General features: G+C 54.7%; 24 protein-coding genes, 1 pseudogene and 1 riboswitch. Of the genes and pseudogenes, 2 read left to right on the forward strand and 23 right to left on the reverse strand.

The window, feature by feature from the left end; all coding sequences use genetic code 11:
- The first annotated feature begins 6 nt into the window (after positions 1-6).
- Together B9P82_RS23500 and B9P82_RS23505 are read left to right on the forward strand one after the other, a co-directional pair.
- A pseudogene (locus B9P82_RS23500) lies at positions 7-1,694 on the forward strand (ABC transporter permease).
- 10 nt (positions 1,695-1,704) lie between these two features.
- Entirely contained in the window at positions 1,705-2,388 is a 684-nt protein-coding gene (locus B9P82_RS23505) for an ABC transporter ATP-binding protein (protein ID WP_101701034.1), read from the forward strand.
- A 23-nt stretch (positions 2,389-2,411) separates the two neighbouring features.
- On the opposite strand, the gene ldtA is transcribed toward B9P82_RS23505, so the two are convergent.
- The 23 genes from ldtA to pduF form a co-directional block, all read right to left on the reverse strand.
- Positions 2,412-3,341, reverse strand: coding sequence for a L,D-transpeptidase (gene ldtA / locus B9P82_RS23510; RefSeq protein ID WP_019077087.1), 930 nt, complete (start codon positions 3,339-3,341; stop codon positions 2,412-2,414).
- A gap of 125 nt (positions 3,342-3,466) precedes the next feature.
- The gene (gene cobT / locus B9P82_RS23515; RefSeq protein WP_101701035.1) at positions 3,467-4,531 is read right to left on the reverse strand and encodes a nicotinate-nucleotide--dimethylbenzimidazole phosphoribosyltransferase; all 1,065 of its coding nucleotides are present in this window, start codon (positions 4,529-4,531) and stop codon (positions 3,467-3,469) included.
- A 24-nt stretch (positions 4,532-4,555) separates the two neighbouring features.
- On the reverse strand, positions 4,556-5,299 hold the full coding sequence (gene cobS / locus B9P82_RS23520) for an adenosylcobinamide-GDP ribazoletransferase (RefSeq protein ID WP_019077089.1): 744 nt from the start codon (positions 5,297-5,299) through the stop codon (positions 4,556-4,558).
- A complete protein-coding gene (gene cobU, locus B9P82_RS23525; protein ID WP_101701036.1) occupies positions 5,296-5,841 on the reverse strand; it encodes a bifunctional adenosylcobinamide kinase/adenosylcobinamide-phosphate guanylyltransferase in 546 nt (181 codons plus the stop codon). Before cobU ends, cobS begins: the two co-directional genes overlap by 4 nt.
- Positions 5,838-7,358, reverse strand: coding sequence for a cobyric acid synthase (locus B9P82_RS23530; RefSeq protein WP_049270773.1), 1,521 nt, complete (start codon positions 7,356-7,358; stop codon positions 5,838-5,840). Before B9P82_RS23530 ends, cobU begins: the two co-directional genes overlap by 4 nt.
- The gene (locus B9P82_RS23535) at positions 7,355-8,170 is read right to left on the reverse strand and encodes an energy-coupling factor ABC transporter ATP-binding protein (RefSeq protein WP_046275697.1); all 816 of its coding nucleotides are present in this window, start codon (positions 8,168-8,170) and stop codon (positions 7,355-7,357) included. Before B9P82_RS23535 ends, B9P82_RS23530 begins: the two co-directional genes overlap by 4 nt.
- A gap of 8 nt (positions 8,171-8,178) precedes the next feature.
- Complete coding sequence (locus B9P82_RS23540; RefSeq protein WP_101701037.1) at positions 8,179-8,856, reverse strand: energy-coupling factor ABC transporter transmembrane protein; 678 nt, start codon at positions 8,854-8,856, stop codon at positions 8,179-8,181.
- Positions 8,843-9,124, reverse strand: coding sequence for an energy-coupling factor ABC transporter substrate-binding protein (locus B9P82_RS23545; protein ID WP_006683999.1), 282 nt, complete (start codon positions 9,122-9,124; stop codon positions 8,843-8,845). Before B9P82_RS23545 ends, B9P82_RS23540 begins: the two co-directional genes overlap by 14 nt.
- A 2-nt stretch (positions 9,125-9,126) precedes the next feature.
- The gene (cbiM, locus tag B9P82_RS23550) at positions 9,127-9,864 is read right to left on the reverse strand and encodes a cobalt ECF transporter S component CbiM (RefSeq protein ID WP_016153516.1); all 738 of its coding nucleotides are present in this window, start codon (positions 9,862-9,864) and stop codon (positions 9,127-9,129) included.
- Positions 9,861-10,574: a cobalt-factor II C(20)-methyltransferase gene (locus tag B9P82_RS23555; protein WP_016156863.1), complete on the reverse strand. Its 714-nt coding sequence runs from the start codon at positions 10,572-10,574 to the stop codon at positions 9,861-9,863. The genes cbiM and B9P82_RS23555 overlap by 4 nt, the downstream gene beginning before the upstream one ends.
- Positions 10,571-11,365 carry a sirohydrochlorin cobaltochelatase gene (locus tag B9P82_RS23560; RefSeq protein WP_019077091.1) on the reverse strand — a complete coding sequence of 265 codons (795 nt, stop codon included), beginning with the start codon at positions 11,363-11,365 and terminating at the stop codon, positions 10,571-10,573. The genes B9P82_RS23555 and B9P82_RS23560 overlap by 4 nt, the downstream gene beginning before the upstream one ends.
- Before the next feature lie 10 nt (positions 11,366-11,375).
- The gene (locus B9P82_RS23565; protein ID WP_101701038.1) at positions 11,376-12,161 is read right to left on the reverse strand and encodes a cobalt-precorrin-6A reductase; all 786 of its coding nucleotides are present in this window, start codon (positions 12,159-12,161) and stop codon (positions 11,376-11,378) included.
- Positions 12,158-12,883, reverse strand: a complete 726-nt coding sequence (locus tag B9P82_RS23570; RefSeq protein ID WP_003030278.1) for a precorrin-3B C(17)-methyltransferase — start codon at positions 12,881-12,883, stop codon at positions 12,158-12,160. The genes B9P82_RS23565 and B9P82_RS23570 overlap by 4 nt, the downstream gene beginning before the upstream one ends.
- Positions 12,883-13,938, reverse strand: a complete 1,056-nt coding sequence (gene cbiG / locus B9P82_RS23575) for a cobalt-precorrin 5A hydrolase (protein ID WP_016153520.1) — start codon at positions 13,936-13,938, stop codon at positions 12,883-12,885. Before cbiG ends, B9P82_RS23570 begins: the two co-directional genes overlap by 1 nt.
- A complete protein-coding gene (locus B9P82_RS23580) occupies positions 13,919-14,692 on the reverse strand; it encodes a cobalt-precorrin-4 methyltransferase (RefSeq protein ID WP_003030275.1) in 774 nt (257 codons plus the stop codon). Before B9P82_RS23580 ends, cbiG begins: the two co-directional genes overlap by 20 nt.
- Entirely contained in the window at positions 14,685-15,254 is a 570-nt protein-coding gene (locus B9P82_RS23585) for a decarboxylating cobalt-precorrin-6B (C(15))-methyltransferase (RefSeq protein ID WP_016153521.1), read from the reverse strand. Before B9P82_RS23585 ends, B9P82_RS23580 begins: the two co-directional genes overlap by 8 nt.
- Positions 15,244-15,849, reverse strand: coding sequence for a cobalt-precorrin-7 (C(5))-methyltransferase (locus B9P82_RS23590; protein WP_019077093.1), 606 nt, complete (start codon positions 15,847-15,849; stop codon positions 15,244-15,246). Before B9P82_RS23590 ends, B9P82_RS23585 begins: the two co-directional genes overlap by 11 nt.
- Positions 15,843-16,979, reverse strand: coding sequence for a cobalt-precorrin-5B (C(1))-methyltransferase CbiD (cbiD, locus tag B9P82_RS23595; protein WP_016153523.1), 1,137 nt, complete (start codon positions 16,977-16,979; stop codon positions 15,843-15,845). The genes B9P82_RS23590 and cbiD overlap by 7 nt, the downstream gene beginning before the upstream one ends.
- A complete protein-coding gene (locus B9P82_RS23600; RefSeq protein ID WP_101701039.1) occupies positions 16,976-17,608 on the reverse strand; it encodes a cobalt-precorrin-8 methylmutase in 633 nt (210 codons plus the stop codon). The genes cbiD and B9P82_RS23600 overlap by 4 nt, the downstream gene beginning before the upstream one ends.
- Positions 17,609-17,618: 10 nt before the next feature.
- Entirely contained in the window at positions 17,619-18,578 is a 960-nt protein-coding gene (gene cbiB / locus B9P82_RS23605) for an adenosylcobinamide-phosphate synthase CbiB (protein ID WP_047357938.1), read from the reverse strand.
- Positions 18,575-19,954 (reverse strand): cobyrinate a,c-diamide synthase, encoded by a 1,380-nt coding sequence (locus B9P82_RS23610; protein WP_101701040.1) that lies wholly within the window; start codon positions 19,952-19,954, stop codon positions 18,575-18,577. The genes cbiB and B9P82_RS23610 overlap by 4 nt, the downstream gene beginning before the upstream one ends.
- A gap of 87 nt (positions 19,955-20,041) precedes the next feature.
- Positions 20,042-20,217, reverse strand: a riboswitch (cobalamin riboswitch).
- A 332-nt stretch (positions 20,218-20,549) separates the two neighbouring features.
- A complete protein-coding gene (pocR, locus tag B9P82_RS23615; protein WP_016153526.1) occupies positions 20,550-21,461 on the reverse strand; it encodes a transcriptional regulator PocR in 912 nt (303 codons plus the stop codon).
- A gap of 201 nt (positions 21,462-21,662) precedes the next feature.
- Positions 21,663-22,472, reverse strand: a complete 810-nt coding sequence (gene pduF, locus B9P82_RS23620; protein WP_016153527.1) for a propanediol diffusion facilitator PduF — start codon at positions 22,470-22,472, stop codon at positions 21,663-21,665.
- Positions 22,473-22,488: the final 16 nt, after the last annotated feature.

Genomic DNA, 22,488 nt, shown 5'->3' on the forward strand with positions numbered 1-22,488 from the left:
ATAAAGTTGGATTCGATCAATAAATCGCTGCAGTTCCCGACGTTACGCGGCCTGGTTTCCGGGCCGCAGTCATTATTAACGCCGTTGCATCTTGGCGCGTTGTGCGTCGCGCTTGGCGTCCTGACACCCATCATTGCGCTGATCTGGCAGGCCAGCCACGCTGATTTATCCCACTGGGATAATCTTATGACATATGTACTGCCTTCAGCGCTAAAAAACACCGTGCTGTTGCTAGCGGGTGTCGCGATAATGGTTGGCGTCATTGGCGTAGGCAGCGCATGGGCGGTAACGGCATGGGTTTCCCTGGGCGAAAAATTCTCAGTTGGGCGCTGCTGTTGCCGCTGGCAATGCCGACCTACATCGTTGCCTTCGCATGGCTCGATCTGCTGCATCCGATTGGCCCCCTGCAAACCTTTATCCGTTTCTTACTGGGCTTTGACAGCCCGCGACAGTTCCGCCTGCCCGATTTACGTTCCCTTTCCGGCGCAATAATCTTGCTCGGATTAGTACTTTATCCTTACGTGTACCTGACAACCCGCGCCATGTTTATCAGCCAGCCGGCCCATCTATTGGAAGCAGCGCGTACGCTGGGTTGCAGCGCAACCGGGACCTTTTTTCGTGTTGCACTCCCCATGGCACGCCCGGCACTGGCCGTCGGGATCAGTCTGGCGCTGCTGGAGACGCTTAACGATATTGGCGCGTCGGAATTTCTCGGGGTACAAACGTTAACCGTTACCGTATACACCACGTGGATCTCTCGCTCTGATTTATCTGCCGCAGCGCAAATCGCCTGCATGATGCTGATGTTTATATTCTTTATTCTGACGCTGGAATTTTATGGCCGCAGAAAACAGGGATTCAGCAGCCGTAGCCTGCGGGAAATTCAACCCACCCGCGTGCAAGGCTGGCGTGGCTGGCTACTCGGTGTCGTTATTTCGCTGCCGGTTGTGCTGGGCTTTCTGGCCCCGGTGCTGTTTTTAATCTGGGAAAGCGCCAAACGTATAGGTGACGAGAGCCCTATATCCTCCTCATTACTGGCTGCATTACAAAATACGTTATCACTGGCCGCGGGAACCACGTTGGTGGTGGTTTGCGTCAGTATGTTGGTGGCCTGGAGCGCGCGGCATAGCGCCGCAGACAACGCGATGCCAGGATTTCGCCGTGGTGTAATGCGTCTGGCTTCTTTAGGCTACGCGGTTCCCGGTACAATTCTGGCGATTGGTTTTTTAACCCCCGCCATGGCAGTCGACCGCTGGCTGGCAGATTTACTGGATGTTCGCGGCCTGCCGCTGATGTCTGCCGGGATCCTGCTGGTAATTTGTTGTGCCATGCGTTTCCAGGCGATTGCTATCGGCGCACTGGATTCCGGCCTGGGCCGCATTCCTCCTTCGCTGGAGCAGGCTTCTCGTCTGTTGGGTGAGAATGGTGCGGGCACATTTGCACGGGTTCATTTCCCATTGCTGCGCCCGGCGTTAGTGAGTAGCGCCCTGCTGGTTTTTGCCGATGCCATGAAAGAACTGCCAACAACGTTGCTGTTGCGCCCGGTAAACTTCGAAACGCTGGCAACGTTGCTGTATGCAGAAGCCGCTCGTGGAACCTATGAAGAAGGTGCTATCGCCGCGCTAATGATTGTTTTAGCTGGCACGCTACCGGTTATTTTGTTGGTGCGTCACCAGATGACTCGCCGTGGTTAAGAGAGTAACAATGTCAGAAATTGCATTACGACTCCAGGATGTGCATGTTGCCTACGGCAACAGCCAGCAATCGGTGCTGAGCGGGTTTTCAATGTCGGTACGTAAAGGAGAGATCGCTTGTTTACTGGGCGCTTCAGGTTGCGGAAAAACCACAGTGTTACGCGCAGTTGCCGGATTTGAACGGCTGCGAAGCGGAGAGATCTATGTGTCGCAGCGCCGCGTTGCCGGTTCCGGTGTTCATCTGCTGCCGGAAAAACGGCATGTCGGCATGGTCTTTCAGGAATATGCGTTATTCCCTCACCTGACGGCGCAACAAAACGTGGCCTTTGGGTTACGACGTATGCCGCGTGAGCAGCAGCAGGTCCGGGTGGCGGAACTGTTAAAAATGGTGGAGTTGCACAGTCATGCCGACCGTTATCCGCATGAACTGTCCGGCGGTCAACAGCAGCGTATCGCTCTTGCGCGCGCGCTGGCGCCGCATCCGGAAATCCTGCTGCTCGATGAGCCTTTCTCCAGCCTTGATAAGCGCACGCGTGAGCGTCTTGGCAACGAGGTACGGGATATTTTGCGTGCCGCCGGGCAAACGGCACTGCTGGTTACACACAGCGAACACGAGGCGCAGCTAATGGCAGACCATATTGGCGTGGTAAAAAAGGGACAATATCAAATTAAAAAAGCGACCCACCCAGACTAAAGGTCACAGGGTCGCCTTGAAAATTAGTAATGGGTCTGAATCAGACTGATATTCACCGGCATGCCGGAGCGTCTTTCCAGTGCCTGATTTCCGCGACTCATATCCACGTCATTCCCGCTGATGAAGGTGCGCAGCGCGGGGGTGACTGGCAAGGGAACTTTTCTGTCAGACTCGTATTCCGACCGGTTTCGTGACAGTGGTTCATGCACTTCCACCCAGCGACTACCGTCAGGCTCTACGCTGTATTTCACCGGTCGGTCTATCAGTTGCACACGCGTCCCTACCGGTACGGTATCAAACAGATATTTAATGTCGTCATTACGTAAACGGATACACCCCTGACTTACCCGCAGACCAATACCGAAATTCGCATTTGTGCCATGAATGGCATAAAGCCTGCCGATATAAATCGCATACAGTCCCATCGGGTTATCAGGCCCGGCAGGAACAAACGCCGGCAGGCTTTCCCCACGCGCTGCGTATTCGCGCCGGGTATTCGGCGTAGGCGTCCAGCTTGGTGCTTCCTGCTTACGTTCTACCGCCGTCACCCAGTTACGCGGCGTTTCTCTACCCGCCTGGCCAATGCCAATGGGTAAAACCTCAACCGTATTGCTTTCAGCGGGATAATAGTAAAGGCGCATTTCTGCGACGTTGATTACGATCCCCTCGCGTACAGTATCCGGTAATATCAGTTGCTGTGGCACAACCAGCGTAGAGCCAGACTTAGGCAGAAAAACATCCACGCCGGGATTGGCCTCCAGCATATTGCTCAACCCCTGTCCGTACTGCGCGGCAAAAGCTTCCAACGGCTGAGTGTTTCCTGAAGGTACCGTAATGGTCAAAGGGCTCCCCACCAGGCGACTGCCTTCAGGCGGGAGTGGATAACTCACCGCCTGCGCGCTCTGACTCACGAGCAGCATAATGAGTGAACAAAGCAGTTTTACACGACGCATCTTTTTCCTTTCCCTCGCCGCAGCAGATATCCGTTAATTATAGCTTTTATTATCTGTTTTAGTGGGTTACGACTAAAATCCGCATAAAAAAACCCGCCATAAGGCGGGGTCAGGAACTCACGTAACTATGCTTCCTTACCATCCGGAAGCACAATGTTACTGGCGGCAAGCTGCCCCATGTTGTTGTACATTGCACAGGCGGCTTCAACAATCGGCATCGCCAGCGCGGCCCCGCTGCCTTCGCCCAAACGCATCCCCATATTGAGATACGGCTCCAGTTCAAGATGCGCCAGCGCGGTGCGAGCCCCCTTCTCGGCGGAGAAATGTGACGGGATCAGGTAAGGTTTAATCTGCGGCGCAATCTGGCAGGCCGCCAGCGCGGCGGAATAAGAGAGAAAACCGTCCAGCACGACCGGCAGGCCGCAGGAGGCCGCCCCCAACATCACACCCGCCATGCCGACCAGATCAAACCCGCCTACCTTAGCCAGCACATCGATACCGTCATTACGATCCGGTTGATTGATGGCAATTGCTCGCCGCACAACATCGACTTTATTGCCTACTCTTGAAAGCGGCAGGTTAGCGCCGATACCCACCACATCCTCGGCATCGCTGCCGGTCAGTACGCTGACAATTGCCGCCGCTGGTGTCGTATTTGCCATACCAAGTTCACCGACGCCAAACAGCGTTACCCCATCTTTGGCCAGCTCATGGGTATAGCGAATAACCTCCAGCAGCAGCTCCTCGGCCTGCGAACGACTCATCGCCGGGCCTTGTGCAATATTGCCGCAGCCGCGCGCCACGCGCATATTCACCACGCCAGGGATAAGCTCAGCATCGATGCCGACATCAATCACATGTACCTTTGCCCCCGCCTGAGCGGCAAGCACACAAACGCCTGTCGTCCCACGCGTCATATTAGCAGCCTGAATAGCCGTGACGATTTTAGGCGAAACAGCAACCCCTTCATCCCATACACCGTGATCGGCGCACATCACCAGCATCGCTTTGCCATTCACATGCGGTACGCCCTTCAGACCCGGCATTCCGGCCAGTTGCACGGCGAGCGACTCGAGTCGACCAAGACTTCCTGGCGGTTTAAGCAAGCCATCGACATGCTGCTGTGCACGCAGCATCGCAGCACTATCAGGTGAAGGGATTGCGTGGAGTAAAGAGGTTAAAGTCTGCATAAGGGTTCCAGTATGTTGGCTGACTCAGAGCAGAGCCAGCAGGAAAATCAACTCGCCAAGTTCAATGGCCGCGCCCAGCGTATCGCCGGTCTGCCCACCCAACGTGCGTTTTAATAACTGCCCAAGAATAAAAATCGCCACTATCGTAACAACCAGCGCCGCCACGCCGCGCATGCCAGGAAGAAGCACGGCAGCCAGGATCGCCGCGAATCCCAACGTGACGCAGGTTTGACGCCCGGTGACTTTACCGATAAAGACGTTGCCCAGCCCTTCTTCGCGGGCGTAGCGATGTCGATACATCAGCAAAACAGCGGTACCCCGCCCGGCGACACAAGCGGCAGCAAGCGCCGCCAGCATCGGCGTGCCCCGCAAAGCCAGTTCGCTCACCACCAGCACTTTTGCCAGCAACACGAAAATTAACGCCAGTCCACCGTGAGTCCCCAGGCGGCTGTCACGCATGATTTCCAGCATCCGCTCACGTCGACGGGCCGAAAAAATACCGTCACAGGTATCCGCCAGACCGTCGAGATGAAATCCCCCGGTTAATAACGCCAGCGTGAGGACTGCAAACAGGGCCGCCAACGGCACACCACACCAGGGCTGCAGCGCCATAAAGACCAGCCCCGTCAGCCCTCCCAGCACGACGCCAATTAGCGGGAACATCACAATGCCACGAGAATAGTGCTCGAAATCCAGTCCTTGCGACCAGCGAGCAGGAACGGGCAAGCGACTAATAAAAGAGAGCATTGCCCAGAACAACTTACTCATTTAATTTTGACTCCAATTCCTGATACCACCAGCCAGACCTCATCAGCCGCCGCCGCCAGTCGCTGGTTCACACGTCCTGCAATATCGCGAAAATGCCGTGCCAGACGGTTCTCCGGAACAATCCCCATTCCGACTTCGTTAGTGACCAGCACAACCCTGGCCGGACAGCGCTGACAGGCCGCAATCAGCGAACGAATTTCATCCTCAATAGATTGCTCCATCGCCGCGTAATCCCAGCTATCCGGGTCGCTGTCACCGCCCAGCGCAAACAGCAGGTTAGTCACCATCGTGGTGATGCACTCCAGCAGAATGGCTTCTTGTGGATCGTTTGCTGCCGTAATCAGTTCATCGAGATGTTGCCAGCGTTCGGCTGTCCGCCAGTACGCAGGACGTCCGTCACGATGATGCTGAATTCGCGCAGCCATCTCCTCATCAAAAATCTGCGAAGTCGCGATATATAAAACGTTTGGAGAGTCTGCGATCAGCGCTTCCGCATGCCGACTCTTGCCGCTTCGCGCGCCGCCAGTCACCAGAATCATCATACTGGCTCCCGGTGTTGCTGCATGATGGTATAAATTTTCTCAATATCGATGTGTTGCCGCATCGCATCCGCCAGCAGATCAAACTGCTGCGATTTATATTGCGCGTAATGGAAGGTGGAATCCAGCGGCGCTAACCCTTTACGTTCTCGCAGGCCATTAACCAGCGCACGGGTAAATTCATCGCTGTCGAACAGACCGTGAAGATAGGTGCCGAACGCCAGGCCATCGGCAGTGACCGCGCCATCAGCCACGTTGCCGCCGTCTTTACGCAGCGTCATCACCGACCGGCATTCCTCGGTTAATGCCGTTTCGCCCATATGAATTTCATAACCGCGAACGGATAATCCCGCGGTACCCGCCAGCCAGTCCGGCAGCGAGGAGGACATTTGTCCTTCAACCAGGGTCGTGGTTTTGTGCTGGGCAAAATGCGTTACGGTATCGAGCAAGCCCAGACCCGGCAACGTACCGAGTCCTGACTCAACTTCATCAATGATGGTTTCGCCGAGCATTTGATAGCCACCGCAAATCCCCACTACGGGTACGTTATTACGATGTAATTGCACCACGCCATGCGCCATCCCGCTTTCACGCAGCCACACCAGATCGCCCAGGGTGTTTTTGCTGCCGGGCAGAATCACCAGATCGGCCCCCGCCAACTCTTCAGGCTGGCGAACATAGCGCACGCGCACATCCGGCTGTGCGGCAAGCGCATTGAAATCAGTAAAGTTAGAAATGTGTGGTATCTGAACAACGGCGATATCGATGTCGCGTTTGTCTGTGCGCAAATATTTGCCCTTTTGCAGCGCAACGCCATCTTCATCTTCCAGATCAACGTCCAGCCATGGCATGACGCCCAGGACCGGAACGCCGGTCAGCGCTTCAATTTGCTCAATCCCGGAATACAGCAACGCCACATCACCGCGAAATTTATTGATGATCACCCCTTTTACCCTGGCGCGTTCATGGTCGTGCAGTAGCGCCAGCGTGCCGTAAATGGAGGCAAACACCCCGCCGCGGTCGATATCCGCTACCAGAACGACAGGGCACTGTGCCATTTCTGCCATCCCCATATTGACGATATCGCGATCGCGCAGGTTAATCTCAGCCGGGCTTCCCGCCCCTTCCAGTACCAGCACATCGAACTCCTGCGCCAGACTGTTATAAACAGACAGGATTTGATCCCGTAGTTTCGGTTTGTACTCGTGGTAGCTCACCGCATCCATATCGGTTGCCACTTTGCCCATCAGCACAACTTGCGCTTTACGATCGCTGGTCGGCTTAAGCAGCACCGGATTCATACGCACATCTGGCGTAATACCGGCGGCCTCAGCCTGAAAAATTTGCGCGCGGCCCATCTCTTTGCCCTCTGGCGTAATGCCAGAGTTCAGCGCCATGTTCTGCGATTTGAACGGTGCGGTACGCAGTCCATCCTGATAAAAAATTCGACACAGACCGGCGACCAACACGCTTTTACCTACATCAGATGCCGTTCCCTGCAACATTATTGCCTGCGTCATGACGCCTCCTTCAGTGCGTTCTCTCGCATACAGCTAAAAAATTCAGCCTCTGTTTTACACAGCGGGAAGCCCAGCTCGGTATGCAGCTTCACCAGCCAGGGCTGAGTTAATCCCGCTTGTTCAATAAGATCCGTCCGGGCAAACACATCACCCGGCGAGCCGTGCGTTAGCACTTCACCCCGGCGTAAAACGTACACTGCATCGCTGACTTCATAGATAAGATCGATATCATGGCTGGAGATAACCACGTGGTTTCCTTGCGCTACGATGCGTTTGATTATCTCAATCATCTGCGTGCGGCCTGATGGGTCAAGGCCCGCAGTAGGTTCATCCAGTAGCAAATACTGCGCCTGCAACACCAACGCCCCGGCAATCGCCACACGTTTTTTTTGCCCGTGACTTAAACACTGAATTGGCTGATGGCGAAAATGCTGGGCATCTACCAGCGTGAGCGCATCATCCACCCGGCGGGAGATTTCAGCTTCATCCACCCCAAGGTTGCGCAGGCTGAAGGCAATATCGCTGTCGATATCGGTATAAAAAATTTGCTGGTCGGGATCCTGAAATACGGTTGCCACCTGCTGACGCAGCGCCAGCAGGCCGCGCTTGCTGTAATCCAGCGGTTTGCCTTGCCACATCACCGCGCCTTCCTGCGGGCGCAGTAAACCACTCAGGTTCATAAACAGCGTGGATTTCCCGCAGCCATTAGCACCGACCAGCCCGGTGACGGCATGCGTTGAAAAATCCAGCGTTAGCCCTTTGAGGATTGGGTCATCCTGATAGCGAAACCAAAGCGCTGAAGTGGCAAGCATACTTTTCCTTACAGGTGAAAATCACCCTGATACAGTTTGATATCCAGTGTGGTGGTCATTTGCTGGTAGCGGATCAACACGCGAGTAAACAGCAATCCCACCAGCATCGCCAGCGAGCGATAGCCCAACGGCAAGCTACGATAACCAAAACGTAGCGTTTGTGCGCGATGAATAGCCAGCGCCTCATCTAACAGGATAAAAATAAAGCGCCAGGTTAGCAGGATCTGCTCAGTGAGCAGGCGAGGAACGTGCGCGCGTTTGAGTAAGATAATCAATTGCGGAAACGGCAGATTCAGTACCAGCCAGAACGTTGCCGCCAGCGCAGCCAGGCTGCGCCAGAAGGTTTCATTGGCGGTGACAAGCCCTGGCGCGCTAACGCCTAACCAATAGCTTCCAACGGGGATGCTGGTCAGCAGCGTCTGCGGATCGCGGCTAAAACTAAACAGAATGGTCACGACGCCGACCGTCAGAAAACCAAACGGTAATGCCATCCAGCGACACCAGCGCCAGAAGGAAATGCGCAGCAGCCAGCAGCTCAGCGCGGCAATCAGTAACAGCTCAATACCCTGCCCCAACGGGGGCAGAGTAAACGCCAGAATCATCATCATCAGCCAGAGCAGAAATTTCCGCACGGGTGAGACATGAAACCAGCGACTTTGATAGCTAAGCCTGTCAAGCCCGGTCATCACGGCGTTGCCTGCCCTTGGTGTAACCCAGAATGTAGAAAATCACTGCTGCGCCCAGCGATCCCTGAAGCGTAAACAGCAGGCTTTCAATCTCACCGCTTGCCGGTTCATACAAGGGCTGGAACCACGGCTCATAATGTGGGGCAATTGCCTGAATCTGACTCTCCGCCTCACCGTCTGAGCCGCCGTACTCTCCACCATGGTTGATAAAGAACGGCAGGATCACCAGCGCCACTACCATCCCTAACAAAATCAGCGTCTTTTTCATCGTTAATGTCCTTGAGCGGTAATCAACTGCCGTTTGGTTAACTGGTCATAAATCATTACGGTGAGCAGACCTTCCGCTATCGCAATTGGGATCTGCGTCAGGCAGAAAATCCCCATGAACTTGATGATTGAACCCGTAGCACCTGCGGATGGGTCCGGGAACGCCACGCCCAGTTGCACCGAGGTCACGAAATAGGTGACGAGATCCGCCAGCATCGCGCACAGGAAGACGCAAACATCACGACGCAACCCCGCACGGCAGGCCATTTTCCACACCATGTAACCCACTACCGGGCCAATCACCGCCATCGACATGCCGTTAGCGCCAAGCGTTGTCAAACCACCGTGCGCTAGCAACAGCGCCTGGAACAGCAGGACGATTGCCCCGAGGATTGCCACCACGCCCGGTCCAAACAGGATAACCGCCAGGCCTACCCCGGTAGGGTGCGAGCAACTTCCGGTAACAGAAGGAATTTTCAGCGCCGACAGCACAAAAATAAACGCGCCGCACAGAGCCAGTAATACTTTTTGGTGACTATCTTCCTGCACGATTTGGCGCAGCCGCACCAGCCCGTACCACAGGCACGGCAAAAACAGCAGCCACCAGGCCAGCGCCCACATCGGTGGCAAGAAACCTTCCATTATGTGCATGGCGAACGCTTGTTCAGGAACAACCATCAGTAATAGCGCCGCAGCCAACCCGCTGAAAGACAGCTGTTTTAGCTGTTGTTCAAGCTTCATTGTGCATACTCCCACTGTTTATTGACCAGAATGGTCGAGAAATAAGGCAGCGGCTGATCGTCGCTCACCTCATCGAGATGACGCCAGCACTGTTCACCCGGCAGCGTGGCTTCAGACATCATCAATGCACAGCCCAACAAACCCTCTTGTTGCAGCAGCGCTTTGATGCGCGCAAAACGACCGTATACCTTCATCAGCACCAGACTGTCATGCTGCTTTAACGCCTGCTGGATTTCCGCTTCCGGCGCGGTACAGGAGACCACGGCCAGTGACTGTTGCTCCATGGCGAGCGGCGTTTTTGAGCGCGCTGCAATCGCAGCAAAAGAGGTCACGCCCGGGACGATTTCTAACCAGTCAGGACAGCCAATACGCTGGAGTAAAAAAACCCAGGTGCTGAACAGCATGGCGTCGCCGAGAGTAATAAAGCCCACCTGCTTACCCGCTTCGACTTCCTGAACCAGCGCGGCCGCAACGTCATCCCATACCGCCTCTTTTTCAGCGCTGTCAGCACTCATAGGAAAATGGCAGCAGCGAACTTCGGTCTGCTCGCCGATATATTCACGTACGATCGACAGCGCCAGACTGTCGCCACCTTTACGCCCGGCAGGCGCATAGAGAATATCCAGCGTACCCAGCGTGCGTGCGGCCCGCACGGTGATAAGATCGGAAGCGCCAGGCCCGGTGCTTAATGCGTACAGTTTTCCGCTCATGCCGCTTCCTCCAGCGCCACATTAAGCGCCTGTTGTAAATGCGCCACGAACATAGCGCGAACCGCCGGATTCTCACCCAGACCACTGAGCCACGGCGTAGCCGGTATCCCGGCCGCATTGAACAATGTTTTCCACGAATCCTCTTCGTCAGAGGCCATATCATTGATGGCATGATCGCCAGCAACTAACATCAGCGGCATCAGATGCACCGCCGTCACCCCTTCCTGAGACAAACTTTCAATCAGCACATCGACTTCCGGGTAGCTTTCCACCGCCCCAACCCGCGCCGGGTAGCGCTGTGCCGTCATCATATGGTCGAGGCAGGCATAGGCGGCAAAGGCATGATGGCTGGCACCGTGTCCCATAAACACCACTTTTTCATTTTCGCCAAGCACCGGCATTTGCTGTTGCAGCGCCAGCATCAGCTGGGCGTAATCGTCATGGCTGCTCAGCAGCGGAACACCCAGCGTCAGGCGAGAAAAAAGCGGGCGCATGCTTTGCACTTCGCGGACAATTTTTTCGTATTCATCACCGTTGATAATGTGCAACGACTGAATAGCCACGTCCTGATACCCCTGCTCCGCCAGCTTTTGCAGCGCCTGCAGCGGCGTGTCGATCTCAATGCCGTCGCGCTGCTTGAGCTTGCGGATAATCATCCCGGAGGTAAACGCCCGAAACAGGTCGCGGTCAGGGCAACTGGCTGCGAGATCGCTCTCGCAAGCCACAATATTTTTCTCACAGGTGTCGTGATAGCTGGTGCCAAAGCTGACCACCAGAAGCGCCTTTTTCATCTCTAACTCCTTAAGCAGCGGCCAGCCAGCGCGTTAAACGCGCCCCAAAGGCGGCCTGACTTTCCAGTAACTCTTCTCCCGTCACCAACGGTGCCGGACGTGTAATCACGATGCAGGGGATACCAGCATCCAGACAGGGTTGAACTTTTTCCTGATAACCACCTTCCGCACCGGATGCCTTAGTGATCACCACATCAGCCTGACACTGGCGATAAAACGCAGCGTTGAACTCAGCGCTAAACGGCCCGCACAATGCAAAAATCTCACCGACGCCAAATCCCAGGTCCGCGCATTGCTGAATAACCTCGGGTACAGGCAGGACGCGCGCCAGCAGCGTTTTTTCAGGCAACCCTTCGCGCCAGATAGCCAGATCTTTACTGCCGGTCGTCAGCAGCACGCGGTCACCGAAGCGGCGCGCAACCTCGCAGGCTTGCTGAATACTCTGTACGGTATAAAGCTGCGGATGGGTTAAACCGCTCAACTGCTCAGGACGTTGATAGCGGCTCAGCAGTACCCCCGCCGCTTCGCAGGCGTTTATGATGTTGCGGCTCACCACCTCGGCATACGGATGCGAGGCGTCTATCACCCAGCGCGTCTGATTTTCCTGTAGCCAGGCAATCATTTGTTCGCGTTCCAGACGTCCGCAGCGCACCTGACCTTTGATATCTCCCGCCAGCTGCTTCCCCGTTGGGGTCGCAACTGACAGGGTGTAGGCCACATTGGCTGCGTCCAGTTGCTGGCACAGCATGCGCGCATCGCTGGTACCGCCCATGACCAACACATCACCGTAATTCACAGCACATAACCTCGTGGCGTGATCATCAGGCCGTCCTGAACATAGGTTGTTTTGTTGCCAACGATCACAAGGCTGGTCATGTCAACCGGTTCAAAGTCCATTTCACCCAAGGTGGTCAACCATTTTTCCTGTTTTTTACGTCCGGCTGACTTCACAATACCCACCGGCGTTTGCGCGCTCTTGCTGGCAGAAAGCAGCTCAAATGCGCGCGCCAGATGACCTTCGCGACCCCGACTGCGCGGGTTGTAGAAACAGATTACAAAGTCTGCTTCGCCGGCAGCCACTATGCGTTTTTCGATAACTGGCCACGGTGTTAACAGATCGCTTAAGCTGATGTGGCAGAAGTCGTGCATCAACGGCGCGCCCAGCAAAGAGGCGGCGGCAATGCTTGCCGTCATTCCTGGGATCAGCCTGACCTCAACGTCCAGCTTTTGCTTGCTGACAAGCTCAAGCACCAGCCCGGCCATACCGTAAATCCCTGCATCACCGCTGCTGATCAGCGCCACATTGTGACCTGCCTGCGCCAGTTCGATCGCCGCCTGGCAGCGTTCAATCTCTTTGCACATCCCGGTTTTGATCACCTGCTTGTCGCCAGTGAACGCTTTTACCAGGTGGGTGTAGGTTTTATAGCCAACGATGATTTCCGCTGCCTGCAATGCTTCAACGGCTTCCATGGTCATCATTGCCTGCGAGCCAGGGCCAATTCCAATTACGCTTAACATCAGTGTGAAACTCCCAAAGTGATAGTGACGCCCTGTTCTCGCAGGGTCTCGCCTAACAGTTTTCCGTGGCTCAGCAGCCAGGCTGCAGGACCGGAAACGCTTCCTGTACCCACCGTTTTGCGAACAAACGATGAGGCCGGAAAACGGTGTTCATGCTCACGCAGCGCGTCAGCAGTAAAGGTTTCGAAAGGAACGCGACAGCACGAAGCCAGTTGGATAAGTCCCTGTTCATCTTTTTTCAGCGTGATACTGCCAATCGCTTTAAGCGCCAGCGGATCGAGCTGCTGAGCTTCGAGTTGCCTGGCAAGCAGCGCGGCCAGCAACGGGAACGGCGTGTCACGACGACAACCAATTCCGGCCACAACACGTTGTGGCACCAGCTTCCAGTGCGGAACAGGCAGATCGGGTAAGTTGGTGCGTAAGGTGATACACACCAGCGCATCCAGTTCAGGAAGCTGATTGAGATCGGTTACCGTGATAAAACCGCGCCGGTCGCAATGACTGACATCCTGCGTCAGTTCATCATCCCACCACAGCCCAACCCGCTTATTACTGACCAGCATCTGATTAACGATCTTCACCGCCGAACGGAAATCACTCATCCGGGCATTCAGTTGAAATGCCAGCGTATCCAGTGCCGCCATATCGTTGACATCCGTCGCAGTGGTGATCACCGGATCGGCGCCCAACATGCCCGCCAGATACCGCGCCAGCGCATTGGCACCGCCCGCGTGACCGGAGAGCAGGCTAATGACATGCTGGGCGCGTTCATCAATGACCACCACCGCCGGATCGCAAAATTTGTCGTTGACCAGCGGGGCCAGCACGCGCACCGCAATGCCGGTCGCACCGATAAAAATCAGCGCCGAGTAATTCGCAAACGCTTCGCGGGCGGTATTCGCAAAGCCGTTTTCGAAAGGAATGAATCCCTCCTCCAGCAGCTTTTCACTGGTAAAACAGGTGACCGGCAGCATGGCCGCCAGACGTTTTGCCAGCGTAACGCCTCCCGGGGTCAGGCAAAAAAGCGCAATTGACTCAGGCTTTACGGTATTCATGGCTAAAGTCCGCCGCATAGAGTTTGGAGTAGTGATACTCCGAGCCCAGGAAATTACCGACCAGAATAAGGGCCGTTTTACGGATGCCCGCATCACGAACCTTGTCGCCAATATCCGCCAGGGTACCGCGCACGGTCTGGCTTTCCGGCCAGGTTGCCTTGTAGATCACCGCCACGGGCGTGGTCGCCGGATAACCGCCTTCAATCAAACGCTCGGCCACACGATGAATACGCTGAACGGACAGATAAATCGCCATAGATGTCTGGTGACTGGCAAATGACTCCAGCTGTTCGCGCTCCGGCACCGGCGTGCGTCCTTCCAGGCGGGTAATAATCAGGCTCTGTGAGACCTCAGGCACGGTATATTCAACGCCCAACTCCGCCGCCGCGCCAAGGAATGCGCTGACGCCGGGCACCACCTGCCAGTCAATCCCGCGTTTGGTCAGTTCCTCGCCCTGCTCGCGCACGGAACCGTACAGCGAAACATCGCCGGTTTGCAGACGCACCACGGTCTTACCCGCTTTCACTCCGGCTTCCATCAGATCAAGGATCTGCTCCAGATGCAGCTCAGCGCTGTCGTGGCATTCAGCACCAGCAGGGCAATATTCCAGCAATTCCGTGTTAATCAGCGAGCCGGCGTAAATAACAACCTGCGCCTGCTGTAGCAACCGGTAACCTTTGAGGGTAATCAGCTCGCGATCGCCAGGACCTGCGCCAACAAACCACACGCTACGGGGATCAAAAATCTCAGACATGGTTTCCTTCCTTCTGACAGGCGATAACAAATACGGGGTTATTCGGTTTGAAATAGTGACCACTGCCAAGCGTGGTAAGCGAGGAAACCTGTAGCTGCAGGCAATCCACTCCCGGTACGCCAAGATGGTCCAGATGTGCCAGCGCGGTGTTGAGGTTTTCCTGGAGGATGAATGTCATCACCAGCCGCCCTGCGGGATGCAATTGACGCATTGACCAGTCAATCAGTTCAGTCAAATGGCCACCGCTGCCACCCATGAAAATGGCATCGGCTTTTTCAGCGATGGTCATCGGCGCAACACCGGGAAAAATGTCGATGTTTGCACAGGCAAAATGCTGGCGGTTTTCATCCAGCAACCTGAGCGCCGCCGGGTTACGCTCGATTGCCGTCACGCGCAATCCAGGGTATTGCAGCGCGGCTTCTATCGACACGCTGCCGGTTCCCGCGCCAATATCAATCAGGTGACTGGCGCGGTGTAATTCAAGTTTTGAGAGGGCAAGTGCACGTACCGCTTCTTTGGTCATCGGCACTTTCTCTCCACGTAAAAACAGCTCATCTTTCATCAAGGATCACCACTGCATTCATGTCATAGTCGGCGTTAACTTCGTTCACAGGCAGGAAATGGATCCGTTCGTTTTCCATTGCCAGGTTTTCGCCAATCACCATCCAGCGATGTCCCTTGCCTCGTGCAATGAGCTGCTGCGCAATTTCACGCGGGCCGCACTGCGCATCTGTCACCATCGCCACCTTGTTATGTCGCGCCAGTTCATCGAAACAGACGCTGCGACCATGGCTACTGGTCAGCCACATATCGTTCATATCAATACCGGACTGCGCACACAGGTACTGCACCGCGCTAATACCGGGAATAATGCGCACATTTTCAATACCGAAATGCGCCACCATGCGCGTCCCGATGCCGTAAAACAGCGGATCGCCAGATGCCAGCACCACAACGCGTTGTTCCTGGTGCGCGCAAATCCAGTTCAAGAGTTCGAGAATATTGGCGCCGAGAACAAACTGTTCACCGGTAAAATCCGGGAATTGCTGCAAATGTCGCTTTCCACCGACCAGAACATCAGCCGTTGCGACCGCTTCACGTGCCGCAGGCGTCATCAAATGCAAACCGGCTGGCCCCATCCCTACAACGGTTAACATTGCATCTCCTCAGCAATCTCTGCGACCGGGCGATTACTTCCAAGCACCTGATTATCAAAAGAGAACATGATGGCGTCACAGGTCGGGGGATTTTTGGTAAAGCGCAACGTTTGCAGGACGCGCATACAGATGCGCTTAGCCAGATGGTTGTAAATGTGCTGAAAACCGTATGCTTCTATGTGTTCCATCGCCGCCTCGGTGGTATCGCAGTCGCTGACCAGCGTGAGCAGTTCCAGCGGCGCACCCAGTAACGCGAGGTGGGCCACCAGCGTTTCCATGCGAGCATCGGCAATATGGCTGTGGGTATGAAAGATCCCCGCCGCAATTTTGACGAGCTTACCAGGGTGTCCCACCAGCACAATTTGTCGGAACCCCAGACGGACGGCTTCTTCAATCATGTAGCCGACAAAATTGCTCATAGTGACCACAACCTGGGTGTCGATCCCCATCTGCTCACGCACAAAACGTTCGCCGTGGTTTCCTGGCACCAGTACGACACGCTCCAGCCCCGCCGCTCGCTTAATTTCCAGTTCCAGCGACAGTGAACGTTTCCAGCTTTCTTCTGACATCGGCGTGACGATCCCAGTCGTACCAATGATCGAAATGCCGCCCAGAATGCCAAGGCGGGAGTTGTAGGTTTTTTGTGCCCGCTCTTCGCCTTCCGGTGCGAAAATTTCAATTTGCGCCCCACGATTCGGACCAATCGCCTCACGAACCGCAGACTCAATGGTCTGGCGAGGTGTGCGATTAATCGCCGAACTGCCCACTGGCAGGCCGATCCCTTTGCGGGTTACCGTGCCAACGCCTTCCCCGCCCTGAAGGGTTATCTCTTTGCTATCGTTTAACGTCACGCGGGCAAAAATCAGCATGCCGTGGGTGGCATCCACATCATCGCCACCGTCTTTGCGGATGGCGGCTATCGCCTGCTGTCCTTCGATATGCGGTGACTCTACGTTCAGACACAGCGTCACACCTGATGGCGTCACGATAGAAACCTGATGGATCAGGTGCTGGCGCAATACCATCAGCGCCGCCACTTTTGCCGCCGCCGTCGCGCACGATCCCGTGGTATATCCTTTACGCAGCGCTTTACCGTTGTGCCACACCGGCGTATCGAAGGACTCGCTCATCGCACCCCCTGCATGTGATAAAGCATGGCGTTGACGATCGCGGCGGCGACGTTACTTCCCCCTTTACGACCTAACGCAGCAATGGCGGGTAGATTGCTTTGGGTCAGTGCATCTTTCGACTCTTCTGCACCGACGAACCCAACCGGTACGCCAACTACGCCACTGACGGCCACATCATGCTCAAGCAGGCGGAACAGCGCTGTCGGCGCGTTGCCAAACACAAACAGCTTTTCACCCTCTTCCTTCACCGCAATGTCAACGGCCGCCATTGACCGGGTAATGCCCTGCTCTTTTGCCGTCCGCACGACCCGCGGGTCGCTGATGTAGCAGCGGCATTCGCCACCGAATTTTGCCAGCAGCGTTTTATTAATCCCGGAAAGGGCCATAGTGGTGTCGGTATAAATCACGCTCGAACGGCTAAGCGCCGCACAGAACTGCTCCAGTACATCACTGGAAAACCACAGAATGTCCAGCCAGTCGAAATCCGCTGTCGTGTGAATGACCCGCTTGATAATGGCTTCATGTAACGGGCTGGCAAACTGATAGTCCGGGCGGGTTTCACGGATGATCTCGCCAATAATGTCGAAACTTTTGGCCTCAATCGCCTGGGGTTGCTGGATATATTGCATTGTGTTGTCCTCAGGCCACACCGACCAGCAGCCACCGCAGCGCAATAAACAGCGCCAGTGCCAGCATCGATGCCACCCACATCAATCGAATCGTATGGGAAATGTCGTCTACCGAAATGTCGCGTTGTGCATCACCGATCCACGGTTTCTCAACGCGCTCGCCAAAGTAGTCATTAGGACCACCCAGACGAATTCCTAATGCCCCGGCTACGGACGCTTCTGACCACGCGCAGTTTGGGCTGCTGTGGTTGTAGCGATCGCGCCAGCCAATCTGCAAAGCACGCGCGCCGTCCTGGCGACATAAAAATGCCGCTGCGCCCAGCAGCAGCCAACTTAGTCTCGCGGGAATATAATTTGCGACATCGTCCAGACGAGCGCTGACCATACCGATAGCGCGGTATTTTTCATGTTTGTAGCCCACCATGGAGTCAAGGGTGTTTACCGCTTTGTAGGCCATCGCCAGAGGCGCACCGCCGAGGAGCAAGAAGAACAGCGGCGCGATGATGCCATCAACGGTGTTCTCTGCCACGGTTTCCACTACGCCGCGATTGATCTGCTGTGGCTGTAATTGCGAGGTATCACGTCCTACAATCCATGACAGCTTTTCCCGACTTGCAGCAAGGTTACCGGCACGTAGCGGACGCTCGACATCCTGCGCGGCGTTTGCCAGGCAGCGCCCGGCCAGCACGGTAAAGATCATCCAGACCTCAACCACCCAACCAAGCCAGGGATGAATAGAGTGCGCCAGCGCCAGTACTCCCCAGGACACAGCCCAGGTCAGCCCAACCACCACAATCCACATCACCGCGCCACCGATGCGTAGCGCACGGTCGCTATGGCAGTAACGCCGAACAACCCGTTGCACCGCAGAAATCAGATTGCCAATCCAGCGCACCGGATGCGGCCAGTTCTGCGGATCGCCGATGATAAAATCAAGCAGCCAGGCAACACACCACGCGAGGATGGTCATAGTGCGCTCCTCGCGGCTGCCAGCCAGTGGTTAAGCATCTGCGGACGTTGAGCAAAATGAACGTGTAGATAGCTGGCAAAGGTATTTCCCACCTGCCAGCCGCCGGACCAGGCTTGCAGCGTTTTGCCATCGCGCACTTTGCGACAGTTCATCACCGCGGGGGTTTCAGGGGTAAAATCGGAGTAGTGGAATTCATGTCCGCGCAGCACTTCGCCTTCTGCAGCTAACAACGTCTGCTGCGCGGCCTGCGCTTCGCAGTAGCCAAATCGGGTCAGACGTTTTCCCATTTTGCTGTGACCGGGAATGATATCCGCCATCAGCCAGGTATCACCCTGGCTGTCTTCCAGCGAACTGCCGAGGTACATCAGCCCCCCGCACTCGGCATAAATCGCGACACCTTGCTGGTGCGCCGCCCGCAGTTGGTTAAGCATCGCAATATTACGGGCCAACGCCGCAGCATGTAACTCAGGATAGCCACCCCCCAGCCAGATCATCTGACAGTCGGGTAAACAGGTGTCGTGCAACGGGCTAAAACGGACAATCTTAAGCCCCGTGCGCTCCAGTAGCGTAATGTTGTCCGGGTAGTAGAAATTGAACGCTTCGTCATCGGCGATGGCAAGCGTTAGCCCTGCCCCGGCGTCTGAGGCGGGCAACGCTGGCCATTCACCAGCAGGAAGCGTGTCTAACTGGCTTAATCTCAGCAGCGCGTCGATATCAAGGGTTTGCTCCAGCGTCGCGGCAAACGCCTGCCACGGCTGCTGGTTGATAACCGACTCACGCGCGGTAACCAAACCCAGATGACGCTCGGGAAGCGCAACGCCTTCCATACGGGGAACGTAGCCTAAGACGGGTACAGCGCAGTAACGCTCAATCGCCACTTTCAGGAGCTGGTAATGCGTTTCGCTGTTAACCCGGTTAACAATAACGCCGGCAATATTCAGGGTTGGATCAAAATGCTGAAACCCCATTACCGTCGCGGCGATCGAGGTGGAAACGGCTTTGCCATCAACCAGTAGGATAACCGGACAGCCTAACTGTTTGGCCATCGCGGCGGTGCTGCAGTAGTTTGGGTCGGTGCCGTATCCGTCATACAACCCCATAACGCCTTCAATAACGGCGATATCCGCATGTTGCATGTGCTCGCGAAATAAAGCATTCAGGGTGGGGACGGGAAGCATGAAGCTATCAAGATTGCGGGAAGCAGTGCCGCATACCGCGGTATGCCAGCCGGTATCAAGGTAATCGGGGCCTACTTTGCAAGGCTGGACGCGTAAACCGCGTTTTTTCAACAAGCTCAACAGGCCCAGCGTCACCGTGGTTTTACCACAGCCGCTTCCGGTACCTGCAAGAACAAAAGCGTGAAAATTGGCCGCCATACCCTGATCCTGTTCAGGGTGGTAGGGGTGTAAAGATACCCAGTCTCTCGACTGTATGCATCTGAACCACCCACTTCCCACCGAAGTTGTTGGTAGTCACTGACAGGCAGGTCTTCTGGCTTAGCGTCATCCTCACCCGTCCTTCCCAATCTTGCGATCAGTGGTCAATACGGGGTCGTCAGCATCACAGCAGCGGGGGCTGCGGGGGATTCTCACCCCCTTCCCTACCACAAATGTGGCAAACCTGTCAGTTCAAGAGCCTGATTAATTAAGCTCTCTGTTATGAGGTAAATTCACGACCTCATGACAATAATTCAATTTAATATCTTGCCGGGTTCATTCAACCAATTACCTGGCATAAACCCACTTATTCATATGCTCGCATTCTGAATGAAAGTGCCAACAAAGAATAAAGAAAGTCATTCACAGAGACACTGTATCTCATCACAAAAATAAAAACTGGTGCAGTTTATCCCTCTAATACTAATATTTTGTTGCGCTATGACAATTTATTGACTGCTGTCGCTACTTTTCATTTTATAATGACTGGCATAGCGCCCTATATCAAAAATCGGCAATAGCAAAATATTGCCATTTAAGCGGATTCGCCACGTGAAATGACATTTATTTGTTGGCGAAATGCCTGCGGCGTGACCTGATACGTTTGACGAAAAACTTTGCAAAAATAACTGGTTTGCGAAAATCCTAAATTACGCGCAATGCTGGCTATGCTCCAGTCACTGTGGCAAAGCAGCTCTTTTGCACTGGCCATTCGCTGCTGGTTTACCCATGCGTTAAAACCGATACCATGATATTTTTTGAACAATTTGCTGAAATAGTAAGGGCTAAGGTAAACATGAGAGGCTACATCCTCCAGACGCAATTCGTCTGATAAATGCGCATCAATATAACGCAGTGCTTTTTTCATTTTGCTGTCATGAGGATTGGTGCTGCGGTTAGCGCGTACCGGCTCTGACTGCTGCGGGTTATCTTTGATAACCACAAAATTAAGTTGTTTCTTAAGGCAATTTTCTACGATGAGCTTCAGCAGATCCGCTGAGGCGATGACTCGCGAATAATCCATTTCCGGTACATTACGAAACTCGTTGACCAGTTCGGGATCGGCTTGCCAGCGGTCATCTACATTCAGAATATCAACCAAACCAACATCGTTACTTAAGCGTACCTGGCCACAAAGCACAAACCCTACCAGGTGCCCCGCAATGACCAGCGGAATTGAGAAATCGGTAAGTCCGGCGTGGCAGCGATAGATGCAGGGTTGATCGGATTTAGAGGCTTCCAGCCCTCCACAGCGATCGCTCATACGACAACGGGTACTGTGCTGAGGATGCTGACGCATCAACTGGCAAAAAGGGGTGAAATTAAAAAGCTCAGAAATTTCATCACCGTGAATATTGACAACCACAACGGCCAGACTGGTGGCCTGCGCAAAATCCTGTGCGATTTTATTAATGAGTTCTGAGTTCAGGGCACTCGCAGAAATCATGATAAAACCTCTCAGTTAATTTATTGTTATAAATAAAACATATTATTCACATTCGTTTTCACCCTGCCATCCTGAGCATTGATGAAAGTCGTAATTGAACATAACAAAAGTCTCCCATTCTTGGGAGACTTTTTGGGCAGTTCAGGATACCGGATCACGAAAACAGTTTTTACTTTTCAAAAATAAACTTCTTCTGTGAAGCTAGCTCTCATTTTCGTCCAGCTTACACGTATTACACGGTAAATTTTTGCCAATCAAATAACGATAAATTGCTGCACCTGCGCACGCGCCGATGATAGGGGCCACAATCGGTACAATGAAATAAGGGATATCACGCCCACCGGTCATCGCAACATCTCCCCACCCGGCCATCCAGGCAAACAATTTAGGACCAAAATCACGCGCCGGATTCATCGCAAATCCGGTGAGCGGACCGGTGGATGCGCCGATAACAGCAACCAGAATACCAATCAGCAATGGTGCCAACGGACCTTTAGGAACGCCGTTACCGTCGTCAGTCAGCGCCATGATCATCCCCATAAGAATGGAGGTAATCACCACTTCGACCAAAGCTGCCTGCCAGACGCTGAGCGCCGCCGCAGGATAAGTACTAAAAATACTGGCAAGGTGCAGGCTTTCCAGACTGCCGCGCACCATCTGGTGGGCCGACTCATACTCGGTAAACAGACTGCCGTAGAGCAAATAAGCCAGCAAAGCGCCACCAAAGGCCCCCGCGACCTGCGCCACAGTGTAAGGTAATACTTTGCGCCCCGGAAAACAGGCAAACAGCCACAGTGCGATGGTGATAGCAGGGTTGAGATGCGCGCCAGAAATCCCGGCCGTCAGGTAGACTGCAAGCGAGATCCCCAGCCCCCAAATGATGCAGATCTCCCACAATCCCAGGCTGGCACCTGCGACTTTCAGAGCGCTCAGGCAGCCAATACCAAAAAACAAAAACAGCCCGGTACCCAAAAACTCAGCAATGCATTGCGCTTTTAGTGAATCGTTCATTGTGACACCTTCTAAG

It is taken from the genome of Citrobacter sp. L55 (assembly GCF_002850715.1).
Lineage (GTDB): Bacteria > Pseudomonadota > Gammaproteobacteria > Enterobacterales > Enterobacteriaceae > Citrobacter > Citrobacter braakii.